The organism is Stappia sp. WLB 29 (assembly GCF_023507705.1).
Lineage (GTDB): Bacteria > Pseudomonadota > Alphaproteobacteria > Rhizobiales > Stappiaceae > Stappia.
In genome coordinates, this window is record NZ_JALBGD010000006.1 from 216,485 (window position 1) to 232,355 (window position 15,871).

A 15,871-nucleotide genomic window follows, 5' to 3' on the forward strand; every position below is an offset into this window, starting at 1 on the left:
CCGAAAGGCCTCAAGTGATGAGCAGCTTCCCCGCATCTCTCGCCTCCGCATTTCCGGTGCGTCGCCTTCCTGCTGGTTCATGGTTCGGTTTCGGCAGCCCTGTGGGGCGGGTCGGCGCGGTCCTTTTGACGGCCGTGTTGGTCGCCGCCTGCCAGCCGCAGGCCGCCGAGGACGCGGACACCTCCGCCGCATCGCCTCGTGTCGTATGGGTCGAGCCGGCCGTGAAGGTCGACGGCCACGGCGTCACCTTCTCCGGCACCGTCCACGCCCGCAGCGACGCGCCCGCCGCCTTCCGGGTGGGCGGCAAGATTTCCGAACGCTTGGTGGATGTCGGCGACCGGGTTTCCGCCGGCCAGGCCATCGCCGCTCTGGACGAGGAAGACCTGCGCGCCGGCCTGCGTGCCCGCGAGGCGGAAGAGCGGGCCGCACAGGCGCAGGCGCGCAAGACGTCCGAGGACCGCACCCGCATCGCCGCGCTTCAGGCCAAGGGGCATGTCTCGCAATCCGCGCTCGACCAGGCCATCGCCGCGGACGATGCGGCCGCCGCCGCGCTGAAGGCGGCGTCCGAACAGCGCATTCTCGCCGAAAACCAGCTCGCCTATGCCACCTTGCGCGCGGATCGCGACGGGGTGGTGACGGCCGTGGCGGCGGAACCCGGCGAGGTCGTCGCCGCAGGGCAGGGGATCGTCCGCATCGCGGGAGACAGCGAGCGCGAGGTGGAAGTCGCGATTCCCGAGGCGCAGGTCGCCGGCCTTGAAAAGGCGCGGGCGAGCGTGACGCTGTGGGCTGATCCCGACCGGCGCTACCAGGCCCGGCTTCGCGAGCTCTCGCCGGTCGCCGACGCGGCCGCACGGACCTTCACCGCACGCTTCGCCATCGACGACCCCACCGCCGATGCGCGGCTCGGCATGACCGCGACCGTTCACTTGCAGCAGGTCGTGCCCGAGGACGAGGTTGCCGTGCCGCTCACGTCCGTCTGGTACTCCGGCGAGACGGCCAATGTCTGGCGGGCAGCGCCGGGCGCCGAACAGGTCGAGGCCGCCCCCGTCGAGATCCGCCGCATCGAGGCCGAGCGTGCCGTCGTTACCGGTCTTTCGGCCGGCGAGCATGTCGTCAGCCTCGGGGTGCACCGGATCGATCCCGGCCTGACGCTGAAGGCGGTGCTGCGCCAGTCGCGCGGTCCGGTGCAGGTGGGGGCGCTGCGATGAGCGGCTTCAACCTGTCCGCCTGGGCCATCCGTCACCAGACGCTGGTTCTCTTCTTCATCCTCGTCACCGCCATTGCCGGCGTCTACGCCTACGGCAATCTCGGCCGCAACGAGGATCCCGCCTTCACCGTGAAGGTGATGGTGGTGACCGCCGTATGGCCGGGCGCCAGCGCCGAGGAGATGCAGGAGCAGGTTGCCGACCGCGTCGAGACGCGGCTGCAGACCCTGCCCTGGCTGTCGCGGCTGGAGACCTATACCCGCCCCGGCTTCATGGCGACCCAGATCGTCCTGGACGATGCGACCCCGCCCTCCGAGGTCGAGGAGCTGTGGTATCAGGCCCGCAAGAAGGTGGGCGACATCTCCGGCGAGCTGCCGCAGGGCGTGCGCGGTCCCTTCTTCAACGACGAGTATGCCGACGTCTATGTCCAGGTCCATGCGCTCACCGCGCCCGGTGCCACCTGGACCGAACTGTCGGATCTTGCGGAGATGGCCCGCCAGTCGTTCCTGGCCGTGCCGGGCGTGGAGAAGGTCCAGCTCTTCGGCGAGCAGGACCAGAAGATCCATGTCGACATCTCCTATGCGAAACTTGCGACGCTCGGCATTCCCGCCAGCGCGATCTTCGATGCGCTCGCCGCCCAGAACGCCGTCGTGCCGTCGGGCTCGGTCGACACGCCGAGCGAGACCGTGCAGGTGCGCGTCAGCGGCAGCCTGACCGGCGTCGAGGCGGTGGCGGCCGTTCCCGTCGAGGCGGAGGGCCGGGTGTTCCGGCTCGGCGACATCGCCACGGTCAGCCGCGGCGTCGCCGATCCGCAAAGCTATGTCGCGCGCTACAACGGCGAGGACACGATCCTGCTCGGCGTCGCCATGTCGGACGGCGGCAACGTGCTGGAGCTCGGCGAGCGCCTGCACGAGAAGGCGGCAGAGATCAAGGACCGCCTGCCGGTCGGTGCGGAGCTGCACCAGGTCTCCAACCAGCCGGAAGTGGTGGAGGAGGCCGTCGGCGAGTTCCTGCTGAAGTTCGTCGTCGCCATCTCCATCGTTCTGCTGGTCTCCTTCCTGTCTCTCGGCTTTCGCACCGGCATCATCGTCGCGCTCTCCGTGCCTCTCACGCTCGGGGCCACCTTCGTGGTGATGATGCTGATGGGCATCGACCTGGAGCGCATCTCGCTCGGCGCGCTGATCCTGTCGCTCGGCCTCCTGGTCGACGATGCGATCATCGCCATCGAGATGATGGTGGTGAAGATCGAGCAAGGCTGGGACCGCTTCCGCGCGGCGACCTTCGCCTGGGAATCCACCGCCTTTCCGATGCTGACCGGCACGCTGGTGACGGCGGCCGGCTTCCTGCCGGTCGGCTTCGCCAAGTCGGCGGCCGGCGAATATGCCGGCGGCATCTTCTGGGTGGTGACGACGGCGCTGCTGATCTCCTGGCTCGTCGCGGTCGTCTTCACGCCCTATCTCGGCCTCAAGCTGCTGCCGCGCTCGCTGGAGCGCCATGCCGCCGAGCGCGGGCATGTGGACGAGGAGGCGATCTATCACACGCCCTCCTACAACCGCCTGCGTGCGATGGTCACTGCTGCCTTGCGCTTCCGCCTGCCGGTGGTGCTGGCGACGGTGGGCCTGCTGGTCCTGGCCGGCTACGGCATGGGCTTCGTCAAGCAGCAGTTCTTCCCCAGCTCCTCGCGCCCCGAGGTTCTCGTCGAACTGAAGGGGCCGGAAGGCGCGTCCTTCGCGGCGACCGAGCGCGAGGCGAAGGCCATCGAGGATTGGCTCAAGGCCAACGAGCATGTCGATTATTTCACCACCTATGTGGGGGCGGGCGCGCCGCGCTTCTTCCTCGCCTACAACCCGGCCCTGCCCAATCCGAGCTACGCCCTGATCCTGGTGCAGACCAGGGGCGGCGAGCACGCCGATGCGCTGGTCGGCCAGCTCCAGGCCCGGTTCGCCGAGGCGGAAGGGGCGGTGCAGGGCCGCGCCAACAAGCTCGAGCTCGGCCCGCCGGTCGGCTATCCGGTGCAGTTCCGCGTCGTCGGTCAGGACCTGGAAGAGGTGCGGGCGGCGGCAGCGAGGGTGCGCGATGCGATGCGGGCCAGCCCCGACACCCGCAACACCGAGCTGCAATGGGGCGAGAAGGTGAAGTCCGTGCGCCTTGAGGTCGATCAGGACCGCGCGCGGGCGCTGGGGCTGTCCACCTCCGAGATCGGCCAGTCGCTGCAGACGCTCCTGTCCGGCTACGAGGTGACGTCGCTGCGCGAGGGCCGCCATTCGGTCGGCGTCGTGGTGCGGGCCGACGAGACGGAGCGCGCCGCGCTCGGCGATCTCGGCGACATGGTGCTGCAGGTGCGGGACGGGCGGGCCATTCCCGTCTCCCAGGTCGCGCGGATCGTCTACACGGCCGAGGACCCGATCCTGTGGCGGCGCAATCGCGAGACGGTGCTGGCCGTGCGGGCGGATGTCGCCCCGGGCCTGCAGGCGCCGGACGTGACCGCCTCCCTTCTGCCGACGATGCGCGAGATCGAGGCGACGCTGCCGGCCGGCTACCGGATCGACACGGGCGGCGCGGCGGAGGAATCGGCCAAGGCCAACGTGGCGCTCGCCGCGGTGTTCCCGCTGATGTTCCTCGCCATGGCCGTCTTGATCATGCTGCAGATGCAGTCCTTCTCGAAGATGGCTCTGGTGTTCCTGACCTTCCCGCTCGGGTTGATCGGGGCGGTGGCCGCCCTGCTGATTGCCGACGCCGCCTTCGGTTTCGTCGCCATTCTCGGCGTCATCGCGCTCGGCGGCATGGTCATGCGCAACACGCTGATTCTGGCCGATCAGATCGACCACGACCTGCATGCCGGCGCCACCATGCGGCGCGCCATCGTGGAATCGACCGTCCGCCGGGCAAGGCCGGTGATCCTGACCGCGATGGCCGCGGTTCTCGCCTTCATCCCCCTGACGATGAACATCTTCTGGGGACCGATGGCGATCGCGATGATCGGCGGCCTCACGGTCGCGACCGTGCTGACTCTCGTCTTCCTGCCGGCGCTCTACGCCCTGTGGTTCCGCAACCGCCTGGACAAGACCGAGGAGGAAGTGATGGCCGCAAGGCAGGCACGGCGCGAGGCCGGCCGGTCCGCGGCCGTCGACATGAAGGCGGCCAACACCGATGTGGCAGAGCGTGCACCGGTCCCCGCGCCGGCTCTGCCTCAGGCGGCGGAGTGACATCCCCCGTTTCTCCGCCGCCACTTTCGTTGCAGTCGGGCAACACCCTTCCGAAAAGGGAAGGTGTTGCCCTGATGGCGGAGAATTGCTCAAAAAATATGCAAATGCGCATCGGCTGTGCGCGGCTGTCGTGAAACTGTCACGCAGCAGCACGTTTTGAGGTCCGACAGGTATTTCCCTTGGGGAAGCTTTCCTTAGCGGAACCTGCAAAACCTGAATTTCCGTTGGCAATACTCGATAAAATCCGGTCGTTCATGACGATTGCTTAGCTGCTGCGACTTTCTCATCCTCTTCGCAACAGGACGGCACCGGGGCTTTGCTTCGTCCTGCAGCCCGGGGAGGAACGGTCGAGACATGTCATCCAAGAGCAAGAGCCTTCTACTGTCGTTTACCGCAATATCTGTGGTGTTTGCTTCGTCCGCCGCCCTTGCCGGCGGCTTCGCCCTGCGCGAGCAGAGCGCCTACTATCAGGGCATGTCGTTCGCCGGCAACGGCACGACCGGGCCCTCGATCTCGTCGATGTTCTGGAATCCGGCGACGATCACCGGCGCCGGGGAGGGGTTCACCTTCGAGAGCCATCACACGCTGGTCGCTCCCACCGCCGAGATCACCGGCGCCTTCACGCCCTCGCCCATAGGCGCCGGCGTTCTCGGCCTGACGCCGAGTACCGCGCCCTCCGGCGATATCGGTAGCGAAGGCTATGTTCCGGCCTCCTACACGACCTACAAGTTCAACGACCAGATCTTCCTGGGCCTTGCCATCAACGCGCCCTACGGCCTTGCCACCAAGCCGCATCAGAACTGGGCAGGACAGTTCTATTCCAGAACGTCCAAGGTGATGTCGGTAAACGTGACGCCGGCCATCGGCTACAAGCTCAACGACATGCTGTCCTTCGCCTTCGGCGTGCAGGTCCAGTATTTCAAGGTGACTCTCAAGTCCGCCCTGCCCAACGTGCCGGGCTTCCCGTCCGCGATCCTGGAAGGCGACGACATCGGCTTCGGCGTGACCGCCGGCGTGACGTTCAAGCCGTTCGAGGGGACGGAGCTCGGCCTCGGTTTCCGCTCGGGCGTCAGCCAGACCCTCGACGGCGACATCCAGACGCCGGCCGGCATCACCGACATCGACGCCTCGCTGATCACGCCGGAGACGATCAACTTCTCGGCCAAGCAGCGGGTGACGGATGCGTTCCGGGTCTTCGGCACGGTCGAGTGGAGCAACTGGAGCCGCCTCAAGTCGCCGCGCGTCACCTCGCAGGCGACCGGCGCGACGGTCCAGACCCTGCATTTCAACTATCGCGACAGCTGGTTCTTCGCCGTCGGCGGCGAGTACGACGTGACCGAGGACCTCACGATGCGCGCCGGCATCGGCTATGAGATCTCGCCGATTACCGACGAGATCCGCTCGACCCGCCTGCCGGACGCCGACCGCCTGTGGCTCTCGGCCGGTGCCAGCTACAAGTTCACTGACGACCTGTCGTTCGACCTCGGCTACACCTATATCCACGCGGCCGATGCGGACATCAACATCGGCCCCGGCCATCAGGACTACAACCCGAATGTCGGCAGCTATGTCGGCAAGGCGCAGGCGCATGTGAACATCATTTCCGCGTCGATGCGCTATCGCTGGGGCGGTCCTGCCGAGCGCCCGGAATACGACGTGGCGCGCGGCTACTGAGCCGTCCGGTCCTTAAAACGAAAAAGCCGGCGGGGAGGGTGCCCCGCCGGCTTTTGCGTGTGCGGACGGCCAGTTGCGCTCAGAACGCTGCCGGATAGAGCCCGCCGTCGACGAGGATGTTCTGCCCCGTCACATAGCCGGCCGAGGTCGAGCAGTAGAAGGCGCAGATCCTGCCGAATTCCTCCGCCGTGCCGAAACGGCCGGCCGGGATTTCCGCCTGTTGCGCCTTGCCGACCGCATCGACGCTCTGCCCGGTCATGCCGGCCGTCCGCTCCAGGCCGCCGCGCAGGCGGTCGGTGTCCATCTTGCCGGGCAGCAGGTTGTTGATGGTGACGTTGCGCCCCGCATAGGTCCGGCAGACGCCGGCCAGGAACGCGGTGAGGCCGGCGCGCGCGCCGCTCGACAGGTCGAGCCCCTCCAGCGGCATGCGCACGGTGATCGAGGTGATGTTGACGATGCGCCCGAAGCCGCGCTCGGCCATGCCGTCGGCCACCCGCTGGATCATCTCGATCGGCGAGATCATGTTCTGGATCACCCCGCCGATCATCGCCTCGCGATCGAGCTCGCGATAGTCGCGACGCGGCGGGCCGCCATTGTTGTTGACCAGGATGTCGGGCTCGGGGCAGGCGGCGAGCAGGGCGTCCTGCCCCTCGCGCGTCGAGACGTCGGCGACGACCGAGGCGACGTCGACGCCGTAGCGGGCGCGGATCTCGGTTGCGGCGGTTTCCAGTCGCAGCCGGTCCAGCCCGTTGATCACCAGGTCGCATCCGGCTTCCGCCAGCGCTTCGGCGCAGCCCCGGCCGAGGCCGCGGCTGGAGGCGCAGACGATGGCCTTTCGGCCGGAAAGTCCAAGATCCATGTCGTATCTCCCGATCTGGTTCGTCCGGGGCAGGGGCCGGCGGACGTCGTTGCCGAATTGATAGCGGAGCCGTCCACGCTCCGTCCAGCGGCAGACGTGCGGGGGCGTTTTCTTTCCCCCTCTCGCGTCGTTCCGGCTGCTTGTCATATTTCTGAGACCGGAATCGCGCATCTAGACGCTCAAAGACTTGTCAGGAGCGTGTCATGTCCTCCGAGCCGACCCAGAGACATTTCAGGGCGATCTTCCTGTCCGATATTCATCTTGGTACGCGTGGCTGCCAGGCGGACATGCTGCTCGATTTCCTCAAGTATCACGATGCCGAAACCATCTACCTGGTCGGCGACATCGTCGACGGGTGGCGGTTGCGCCGCATGTGGTACTGGCCGCAGACCCATAACGACGTGGTGCAGAAGCTGATGCGCAAGGGGCGCAAGGGCGCCCGCATCGTCTATACGCCCGGCAACCACGACGAGTTCCTGCGCGATTTCCTCGGCACCCATTTCGGCGGCATCGAAGTCGTGGAGGAGACCATCCACGAGACAGCCGACGGGCGCCGCTATCTGGTCATCCACGGCGACCGCTTCGACGTGGTGGTGCGCCATGCCAGGTGGCTCGCCTTTCTCGGCGACTGGGCCTATGTCACCGCGCTCAACCTCAACACCGGGCTCAACATCCTGCGCCGCCGCCTCGGCCTGACATACTGGTCGCTCTCCGCCTGGGCCAAGCTCAAGGTCAAGAACGCGGTGAACTTCATCGGCAAGTTCGAGGAGACGCTGGCGGGCGAGGCCGAGCGCCAGGGCGTCGACGGGGTGATCTGCGGCCATATCCACCATGCCGCCGACCACACCGAGTTCGGCACCCACTACATCAACACCGGCGACTGGGTGGAGAGCTGCACGGCCGTCGCCGAGCACCACGACGGCACGTTCGAGATCATCCGCTGGGCGGACCGGACAGAGCGTGTGCCGGCACTGGAAGCCGGCGAGCCGCGCCGGGCGCAGGCTGCCGCATGAAGTCGCTGCTCATCGTCACCGATGCCTGGCATCCCCAGATCAACGGTGTCGTGCGCTCCATCGAGCGCACCGTGGACGAGCTGCGCCGCATGGGCGTGCCGGTGGAGGTGCTCTCGCCGGCCGACTTCTTCACCGTTCCCTGCCCGACCTACTCCGAAATCCGCCTGTCCCTGACGACGCCGTCCGTCTTGCGCCGGCGGATCGCAGCGGGCGGGTACGATCATCTGCATATCGCCACCGAAGGACCGCTGGGCCTGATGGCGGCGCGCGTCGCCCGTCTGCTCGACCTGGTCTACACGACGAGCTACCACACGCGCTTTCCGGAGTATCTTTCGGCGCGCATCCCGGTGCCGGTTTCCTGGTCCTATGCCTGGCTGCGCCGCTTCCACAATGCCGGCCAGGGCTGCATGGTGGCGACCTCGACGCTGGAGCAGGATCTGGCGACGCGCGGCTTCGTCAACCTCATGCGCTGGTCGCGCGGCGTCGATCACGAGCTGTTCCGGCCGCGCGAGGGCAGCGTCCTGCCGACCGGAATTTCCGGGCCCGTCTTCATGTATGTCGGCCGGGTGGCGGTGGAAAAGAACATTGCCGCCTTCCTCGATCTCGAGCTGCCGGGGACCAAGGTGGTGGTCGGCGACGGGCCGCAGCTGGCGGAGTTGCGCGCGCGCTATCCGCAGGTCCTGTTCACCGGCTCGAAGACCGGCGAGGATCTCGCCCGGCATTATTCCTCCGCCGATGTGGTGGTCTTTCCGAGCCGCACCGACACGTTCGGCAATGTGCTGCTGGAGGCGCTGGCGGCGGGCGTTCCGGTTGCCGCCTATCCGGTGATGGGACCGCTCGACATCCTTCAGGGCACGGAAGCCGGCGTACTGGACGAGGATCTCGGCAAGGCGGCCGTCGCGGCGCTGGCCATTCCGCGTCAGCGCTGCCGCGAACTGGCCCTGTCCTACAGCTGGGAGGCGAGCACCCGCCAGTTCCTGCGCAACTGCTACCTTGCGGGGGAGCAGGCGCAGGCGCGCGGCGCTGCCTGAGCGCCTTTTCGCTGCCCAGCCTGCTTCAACCGGGCGCTGCGATCATGTAGGACTCAAGACTTCTGCAGGAGGCCTTCATGGACGCGATTCCCGTCTCTTCCCCCGTATTCCAGGACATTCGCGACGCGCAGCGGCGCATAGCCGGCGAGGCGGTGGTGACGCCCCTGCTGCGCTCGGCGTTTCTCGACGCGCTCACCGGCGGCACCGTGCTGCTGAAGGCGGAGAACCTGCAGCGCACCGGCTCCTTCAAGTTCCGCGGCGCTTTCAACCGCCTGTCGCTGATCCCGGACGGCGACCGCCATCGCGGCGTGGTCGCCTGTTCCTCCGGCAACCACGCACAGGGCGTGGCGGAGGCCGCGCGGGTTCTCGGCATGCCGGCGACCATCGTCATGCCGCAGGACGCGCCGCAGGCGAAGCTCGACCGCACCCGCCGCTCCGGCGCGCGGGTCGTCACCTATCGCCGCGGCGTCGACGACCGCGACGCGCTTGCCCTGGAGATCGCCCGCGAGAGCGGCGCGACGATGGTTCACCCCTACAACGATGCCGGCGTCATTGCCGGCCAGGGCACCATCGGGGCCGAGGTCGCCGAACAGGCGGCGGCCATGGGGTTGGTGCCGGACGCGATGCTCACCTGTGCCGGCGGCGGCGGCATGACCGGCGGCATCGCCCTCGCGCTGGAGACGTTGCTGCCCGATTGCGAGTTGCTGCCGGTGGAGCCGGAAGGCTTCGACGACCACGGCCGCTCGCTTGTCGGCGGCACGGTCGTCGCCAATCCGAGCGAGGCCGGATCGGTCTGCGACGCGCTGCTTGCCCGCCAGCCGGGCGAGATCGGCTTCTCGATCACCCGCCGCCGGGCGAGCCGCGGCCTTGCCGTGAGCGATGCCGAGGCGCTGGCGGCGGTCGCCTTCGCCTTTCGCGAGCTGAAGCTGGTGGTGGAGCCGGGCGGCGCCGTCTGCCTTGCGGCGGTGCTGTCGGGCCGGCTGCCGGTGAAGGGGCGGGTCGTCGCTCTCACCCTGTCCGGCGGCAATATCGACGCCGACATGATGGCGAAGGCGCTGGCGGGCTAGACAAACGCCTTAGTTGAAGGCGCGCTTGCTGCCGGGATGGCGCATCGTGCGATAGGTGAAGACGTCCTGCGCCACCGTCTTAGTGCCGATGCCGAGCCAATCGCATCTCAGCCGCAGGAACTGGCCGTAGGTCTGGTGGCCGATCCCGGTCTCCTTCATCAGCATCGCGACGGCGCCGCCCGCCTGCGAGGCGAAGGTGTCGCGCACGGAGGAATCGCGCAGCGACAGGTGGCGCGACACCAGCCAGATGATGGCATTCATGTCCTTGCGCTCGACCAGCGTCCGGAAAATGCTCTCGAAGCCCAGTTCGCCCGAGGCGATCTGGATCTGGATCTCGTGGCGGGAGAGCTGCTCGCCGCCGACTTCCAGCCCTGCGTCCCGGTCGTCGTCGATGGCCGTCAGCGCCAGCCGGTCCAGCTCGTCCTGGTTTTCGAGCGCGCGCTCCAGATCGCCGGGCATCAAGGGACAGTCCGTCTGAGAGATCATTTTCATGTCGCCGAGAAAGCCCTCGTCCTGTGCGCAGCGGCGGGCGAGGGCGCCGAGCAGCCGATGGTCGGCTGCCGACAGGATCAGCACCGCGAGCAGGGCGCGGACGGCGAATTCGGCACCCCGGTTCTGCAGCAGGGCATTGACCACCGGGAACGCGCCGCGCGCGATCAGCGTGTCGACGATCTCCTTGGGCACCTGCATCCGGCGGGCGATGGCCAGGCGATGGCGGTCGGACCGGTTGCGCGAGATCTCGAGCAGTTTGCCCGTGCTGACGACCGGCGAGTGCTCCAGAACGGGCTCGCAGATGTCGAAGGGCTCTTCGGTCAGGCGATCAGCGAGCGGCTGGGTGATGCGCGCGGTGCGGGCGAGGCGCACGACGATGTCGAGGCGGACGGAGTGATCGAGCTGGTCGAAGACGTCCAGCACCAGTCCGGAAAACAGATGGCGTTCCGCTTCGGTCGGCTCCCGCTCGAGCTTGTCGGCATATTGGGCGCTGAGCAGGCGCACCAATTCGGATCGCGCCGACGGTTCCTGCGCCCTTGCCAGTTCCTCGAGCCGGTCGCGGATCATGCCCCTCCATCCATTTCGGCGTCTGTGTCTGCCTCGCAGAGATACCCTTAGATACTTGTCGGTCAAAGAGAAAACAGCGACGCGCCGTATTCGGTCTCCGGCCGGTCCGCATCCGCCGCCCCACCGGACTAACGGGCCGGATCAGCTGAACAGCGATTGCTTCTCGCCGGGGGACAGGCGGTCGAGCGGATCCTCGCCCTCGTCCGCCGGTTCGGCCCGCTGTTTCGGCGCGGGCGTCGCCTCGGCGTTGGGCACCACCTCGAATTCGGCGTCCCAGGCCGCGGTGTCCTCGTCGTCGACCATCACCACATCGTCGAAATCGTCTCCGACCGGACGGTCGGCCTTGTGCTCGCCCGGCTTTTCGAAGATGTCCGCATCGGCAAAGTCGATCTCGTCGAATTCGAGGCCGGCCATCCGGCGGGCGCTCTCCTCCTGCTTGTCGGAAAGCTCGCCGGCATCGAAGATATCGGCGTCGGTCTCCGCGTCCGCACCCGCACCGGCCGAGGCGAAGATCGCGTCGATCTCGTCGGCTGAGGCCGTCTCTCCGGAAAAGCCGCCGGCCGCTTCGGCGGCCTCAGCCGCTCCATCGCCGGCAACGTCCAGCGCATCGAAATCGACCGCCTCGATGTCGAACATCTCGTCGACCGCGTCCTGCGACACGCCCTTGCCGTCGAGCTGGGGCCCGTTGAGCAGATGCGCGTCGGGCCGGCTGTCTTCCACGAATGTGGTGTCCTGGGCACGGCTGCCCTCGAGGCCCCAGATGGAGATCATCAGGTTGATGCGCGATTCCAGATACTGCAGCACCTGGACGATCTTCTGGGTGCGCTGGCCGGTCAGGTCCTGGAACGAGCAGGCCATGAAGATCTCGGTGGCGCGCGCGTCGATGTCGTCGCAGCTCTCCTGGTCCGCGCCGTTCTCGCGCAGCGTCCAGGCGGTTTCCTGGATGGCTTCGGCGGCGGCGAGGATTTCCTGGGTGGCGCTTTCGGTCTTGGTGACGATGGCGTCGAGTTCGTTCGAGGCCTCGATGAAGCGGTTGCCCTCTTCCTGCTCGTGCTTGATGTTGGCGATCTCGCGCTTGGTGCGTTCGATCGCCTCCTGCATATCGGCGATGTCGAGGCGGATGCGGTCGATGCTGGGGACGGTGCGCTCGCGCACCATGACCTTTTCCAGGCGGGCGATGGCGTCCAGCACCATCTGGGTCTCCGGCTTCTGGTTCCGGCGCATGTATTCGTCCAGGAACCAGCGACCGCGATCCGTGTCCGTCAAGGCGGCCAGGAGCGCTTCGTAGTCGCTTTCCCGGATCGCGCTCGGCGTGCCCATATCAGCCATAACTGTCGTTCCGCGTTCCTGATCCGTCTCGGTTCCGGCTCGTCCGAAGACCGTCGGTCATGCTTAATCGCCAAATCCTTAAAATCGGTATAGAAGGCAGTTCCTCTCGGCTGGCGGATGTTTCCACATGCCTCTTCACGCAAGGGTTGCGGCGATCTTCGCAGCCTATTTCTTCGGCCTCGGCCTGTTTCTCCCGTTCTTTCCGCTGGTGCTGTCCGAAGCGGGACTGAGCCCCGGCGAGATCGGCACCCTGCTCGCCATCCCGATGCTGGTGCGGCTTGCGGCCAACCCGTTGATCGGCGCGGCCGTCGACCGGTTCGGCACGCCGGGCCGGGCCGTGGCCCTGCTCAGCATTCTCGCAGCCGTTGCGTTTTCTGGATTTTTCATCGCGAAAAGCTTCTTCGCCAGCGCCGTGCTGTTGGTGGTCATCTCCATCGCCTGGTCGCCCCTGATGCCGCTGGGAGATGCCCTGGCCGCCCGCGTGGAGCGCGAGGGCAAGGGCGATTACGGGCGGATGCGGCTGTGGGGCTCGGTCTCCTTCATCGTGGCGAACGTGATCGGCGGCGTGCTGATCGGCGAGTGGACGACCGGGGTCGTGGTCGGGGGCATCGTCGCCGGACTGGTTGCGGCCGGCGCCGCGGCGTTCAGCGTCAAGCTGCCGCGAATCCGGGTCGACGAAAACGAATCGGTCTCCATCGCCTCGCCCGACACCGCGCTTGCCGAGGTCATGGAGGAGGGAGCGCCGCGCGCCCTTCCCGCCCGCCGGCGGGGTCTGGCGGCCCTGCTGCGCGAGGGGGCCTTCGTGACGCCGGGCTTCCTGCTGGTGATCCTGGCGGCGGGTTGCGCGCAGGCCAGCCACGCGGCCTATTACGCCTTCAGCGCGCTCCACTGGTCGCAGACCGGCGTTTCCGGCGCGGCCGTCGGCATCTACTGGGGCCTGGGGGTGATCACCGAGATCGGCCTGTTCGCGGCCTCCGCGCGGGTGCGGGCGGCGTTGGGCGTCAACGGGCTGCTGGCCATCGGCATTGCCGGTGCCGTCCTGCGCTGGATCCTGTTTCCGTTCGTGGAGGATCCGGTCTCCATCGTCCTGGTGCAGCTGCTGCACGGCCTCAGCTTCGGCGCGACCCATCTCGGCGCCGTCGCTTTCGTCGCGCGCATGGCGCCGCCGCAGTGGGCGGGCGCGGCGCAAGGCGTCAACTCGATGGTGATCGGCGCGGTGACGGCGCTCGCCTCCGCGGCTGCGGGCGTGCTCTACGCGTCGAGCCCGGTCTCGGCCTTCCTGGCGATGTCGGCGCTGTCCGGCATCGGCGGCCTGTGCCTGGTCGCCGGCCTCGTCGTGTCGAACCGGGCGAAGCGGGCGAGCCGAACCGGCTAGCCCCCGCTCTTAGCCCCAGAGCTCGGGGCGCGGCGGATGCATCAGGCTGCCGTCGAAGACGAGCCCGGGCTCCCGGTCTTTCGACAGCAGCAGCGGCGCGTCGAGATCGACATAATCGGCGTCTTGCGCGATCAGCGCGCCCGGCGCCATCGCCAGCGACGTACCCAGCATGCAGCCGATCATCACCTTGAAGCGCATCTCGCGCGCCTTGCGGGCCAGCAGCAGCGCCTCGGTCAGGCCGCCGGTCTTGTCGAGCTTGATGTTGACCGCGTCGTAGAGCGGGGCAAGGCGTTCCAGATCCGCCGAGGTGTGCAGGCTTTCGTCGGCACAGACCGGGATCGGGCGCGGCAGGTGGGCAAGGGCCCCGTCCGCATCGGAAGGAAGGGGCTGCTCGATCAGCTCCACCCCGGCCGCGCGGCAGGCCTCCATGTTGCGCGCAAACAGCGCCTCGCTCCAGGCCTCGTTGGCATCGACGATCAGCCGGGCGGCCGGCGCGGCCGCGCGCACCGCGGCGATCCGCTCGTCGTCGCCTTCGCCGCCGAGCTTGATCTTCAGCAGCGGGCGGTCCTTCGCCTTCGCCGTGTCGGCGGCCATCTTCTCCGGCGTGCCGAGGCTGATGGTGAAGGCGGTGGTGACGGGGCCCATCTCGCGGATGCCGGCGAGGCTCGCCGCGCTCGTTCCGGCCCGCTTGGCGGCCAGATCCCAGAAGGCGCAGTCGATGGCGTTGCGCGCCGCGCCCGCCGGCATCGCCTGCTGCAGGCCGGCGCGGTCGAGCCCTCGGGCGATGTCGGGTGCGATCCGCTCGATATCGGCCATCACGCCCTCGACCGTCTCGCCGTAGCGGGCGTAAGGCACGCATTCGCCCCGGCCGCGATGCGGCCCTTCGCTCAGGGTGACCATCACCACATTCGCGTGGGTCCGGCTTCCCCGCGAGATGGTGAAGCCGCCCTCGATCGGCCAGCTGTCCGTGGCGACGTCCAGTTTGAGCGTCATGGCTTGCCGAACTCGGCCGCGATCCGCTCGACGATGGCCTCGCAGCCGAAGCGGACGGGGTCGGTTGCCGGCAGGCCGTATTCGGCCTCGGTGTCGGCGAGCAGCTTGCGCGCCTCGGCCTCGTCCAGCGCCACCGTATTGATGCTGATGCCGACGCAGCGGATGTCCGGATTGGTCAGCTTGCCGAGCGCCACGGTCATGTCGATGACCTGTTGGATCGTCGGCAGCGGCGTCTTGACGCCGCGCATGTTGGTGCGGGTCGGCTCGTGGCAGACGACGAAGGCGTCGGGCTGGGACCCGTGCAGCAGGCCGAGCGTCACGCCGGCGAAGGACGGGTGGAACAGCGACCCCTGGCCCTCGACCAGGTCCCAGTGGTTCTCGTCGGCGGCCGGCGAGATCCATTCGGCCGCGCCGGAAATGAAGTCCGCGACCACCGCATCGAGCGAGACGCCGCGCCCGGAAATGAACACGCCGGTCTGGCCGGTGGCGCGGAAGTCGGCGTCGAAGCCCTTGTCCCGCATTGCCTGCTCCAGCGCCAGCGCGCAGTATTTCTTGCCGACCGAGCAGTCGGTTCCCACCGTCAGCAGCCGCTTGCCGCTGCGCTTGGTGCCCTTGCCGGTGTCGAAGCGCATGTCGGAGTGGCGCACGTCGAACAGCTTGCGGCCGTTGCGCTCGGCCGCCTCGCGGATGGCGGGGACGGCGCCGAGGCGCATGTGCAGCCCGCTCGCCACGTCCATGCCGGCATCGAGCGCCGCGACGATAGACGCCACCCAGTGCTCGGGCAGCACGCCGCCGGCATTGACCGCGCCGATCACCATGGTCCGCGCGCCGGCCCTGGCGGCGTCGCGCGGCGACATCTCGGGCAGTTTCGCGTCCGCTTTGCACCCCTCCAGCCGATGCTGGCCGATGCACCAGTCGCGGCGCCAGTCGACGATGCCGAGACCCGTCTTGGCGGCCAGCGCGTCCGGCACGTCGCCGAGAAACAGCAGATAGGGATGGGCGATTTCCATCATGGTCTCCTGACAGTCGGAATTTTCGGTGTGGCTAGCCCGTCGCTGGC

The 15,871-nt window shown here is 68.0% G+C and carries 12 protein-coding genes; 7 read left to right on the top strand and 5 right to left on the bottom strand.

Features of this window, described 5'->3' with window-relative positions; translation table 11 throughout:
• Positions 1-134 precede the first annotated feature (134 nt).
• The 3 genes from MNI96_RS13735 to MNI96_RS13745 all read left to right on the top strand — a co-directional run bounded on the left by MNI96_RS13735 (position 135) and on the right by MNI96_RS13745 (position 6,085).
• Positions 135-1,208, top strand: a complete 1,074-nt coding sequence (locus MNI96_RS13735; RefSeq protein ID WP_249694120.1) for an efflux RND transporter periplasmic adaptor subunit — start codon at positions 135-137, stop codon at positions 1,206-1,208.
• Positions 1,205-4,411 (top strand): efflux RND transporter permease subunit, encoded by a 3,207-nt coding sequence (locus tag MNI96_RS13740; RefSeq protein WP_249694032.1) that lies wholly within the window; start codon positions 1,205-1,207, stop codon positions 4,409-4,411. The genes MNI96_RS13735 and MNI96_RS13740 overlap by 4 nt, the downstream gene beginning before the upstream one ends.
• A 405-nt stretch (positions 4,412-4,816) precedes the next feature.
• Entirely contained in the window at positions 4,817-6,085 is a 1,269-nt protein-coding gene (locus MNI96_RS13745) for an OmpP1/FadL family transporter (protein ID WP_249694034.1), read from the top strand.
• A 79-nt stretch (positions 6,086-6,164) separates the two neighbouring features.
• On the opposite strand, the gene MNI96_RS13750 is transcribed toward MNI96_RS13745, so the two are convergent.
• Positions 6,165-6,944 carry an SDR family oxidoreductase gene (locus MNI96_RS13750; protein WP_249694036.1) on the bottom strand — a complete coding sequence of 260 codons (780 nt, stop codon included), beginning with the start codon at positions 6,942-6,944 and terminating at the stop codon, positions 6,165-6,167.
• A 203-nt stretch (positions 6,945-7,147) separates the two neighbouring features.
• Between MNI96_RS13750 and MNI96_RS13755 the strand changes: the two genes are divergently transcribed.
• The 3 genes from MNI96_RS13755 (at position 7,148) to MNI96_RS13765 (ending at position 10,055) form a co-directional block, all read left to right on the top strand.
• Positions 7,148-7,957 carry a UDP-2,3-diacylglucosamine diphosphatase gene (locus MNI96_RS13755; protein WP_249694038.1) on the top strand — a complete coding sequence of 270 codons (810 nt, stop codon included), beginning with the start codon at positions 7,148-7,150 and terminating at the stop codon, positions 7,955-7,957.
• A complete protein-coding gene (locus MNI96_RS13760) occupies positions 7,954-8,988 on the top strand; it encodes a glycosyltransferase family 4 protein (protein ID WP_249694040.1) in 1,035 nt (344 codons plus the stop codon). Before MNI96_RS13755 ends, MNI96_RS13760 begins: the two co-directional genes overlap by 4 nt.
• Positions 8,989-9,065: 77 nt before the next feature.
• On the top strand, positions 9,066-10,055 hold the full coding sequence (locus MNI96_RS13765; protein ID WP_249694042.1) for a threonine ammonia-lyase: 990 nt from the start codon (positions 9,066-9,068) through the stop codon (positions 10,053-10,055).
• 9 nt (positions 10,056-10,064) lie between these two features.
• Here the strand turns inward: MNI96_RS13765 and MNI96_RS13770 are convergent, their stop codons facing one another.
• Positions 10,065-11,114 (bottom strand): DUF2336 domain-containing protein, encoded by a 1,050-nt coding sequence (locus MNI96_RS13770; protein ID WP_249694044.1) that lies wholly within the window; start codon positions 11,112-11,114, stop codon positions 10,065-10,067.
• Between the two features lie 141 nt (positions 11,115-11,255).
• Positions 11,256-12,443, bottom strand: coding sequence for a protein phosphatase CheZ (locus MNI96_RS13775; protein ID WP_249694047.1), 1,188 nt, complete (start codon positions 12,441-12,443; stop codon positions 11,256-11,258).
• Positions 12,444-12,570: 127 nt separating this feature from the next.
• Here MNI96_RS13775 and MNI96_RS13780 point away from each other — a divergent pair, with 127 nt between their 5' ends.
• Positions 12,571-13,818 carry an MFS transporter gene (locus MNI96_RS13780; RefSeq protein ID WP_249694048.1) on the top strand — a complete coding sequence of 416 codons (1,248 nt, stop codon included), beginning with the start codon at positions 12,571-12,573 and terminating at the stop codon, positions 13,816-13,818.
• Between the two features lie 9 nt (positions 13,819-13,827).
• Here MNI96_RS13780 and dgcA read toward each other — a convergent pair whose 3' ends face one another.
• Entirely contained in the window at positions 13,828-14,811 is a 984-nt protein-coding gene (gene dgcA, locus MNI96_RS13785) for an N-acetyl-D-Glu racemase DgcA (RefSeq protein ID WP_249694049.1), read from the bottom strand.
• Positions 14,808-15,821: an N-acetyltransferase DgcN gene (dgcN, locus tag MNI96_RS13790; protein ID WP_249694122.1), complete on the bottom strand. Its 1,014-nt coding sequence runs from the start codon at positions 15,819-15,821 to the stop codon at positions 14,808-14,810. The genes dgcA and dgcN overlap by 4 nt, the downstream gene beginning before the upstream one ends.
• Between the last annotated feature and the right edge of the window lie 50 nt (positions 15,822-15,871).

Bases quoted from the DNA above. Each gene is read 5' to 3' on its own strand.
- MNI96_RS13740 (WP_249694032.1), top strand. From the start codon at position 1,205: ATGAGCGGCTTCAACCTGTCCGCCTGGGCCATCCGTCACCAGACGCTG.
- MNI96_RS13750 (WP_249694036.1), bottom strand. From the start codon at position 6,944: ATGGATCTTGGACTTTCCGGCCGAAAGGCCATCGTCTGCGCCTCCAGC.
- MNI96_RS13755 (WP_249694038.1), top strand. From the start codon at position 7,148: ATGTCCTCCGAGCCGACCCAGAGACATTTCAGGGCGATCTTCCTGTCC.
- MNI96_RS13760 (WP_249694040.1), top strand. From the start codon at position 7,954: ATGAAGTCGCTGCTCATCGTCACCGATGCCTGGCATCCCCAGATCAAC.
- MNI96_RS13765 (WP_249694042.1), top strand. From the start codon at position 9,066: ATGGACGCGATTCCCGTCTCTTCCCCCGTATTCCAGGACATTCGCGAC.
- MNI96_RS13770 (WP_249694044.1), bottom strand. From the start codon at position 11,114: ATGATCCGCGACCGGCTCGAGGAACTGGCAAGGGCGCAGGAACCGTCG.
- MNI96_RS13775 (WP_249694047.1), bottom strand. From the start codon at position 12,443: ATGGCTGATATGGGCACGCCGAGCGCGATCCGGGAAAGCGACTACGAA.
- MNI96_RS13780 (WP_249694048.1), top strand. From the start codon at position 12,571: ATGCCTCTTCACGCAAGGGTTGCGGCGATCTTCGCAGCCTATTTCTTC.
- dgcA (WP_249694049.1), bottom strand. From the start codon at position 14,811: ATGACGCTCAAACTGGACGTCGCCACGGACAGCTGGCCGATCGAGGGC.
- dgcN (WP_249694122.1), bottom strand. From the start codon at position 15,821: ATGGAAATCGCCCATCCCTATCTGCTGTTTCTCGGCGACGTGCCGGAC.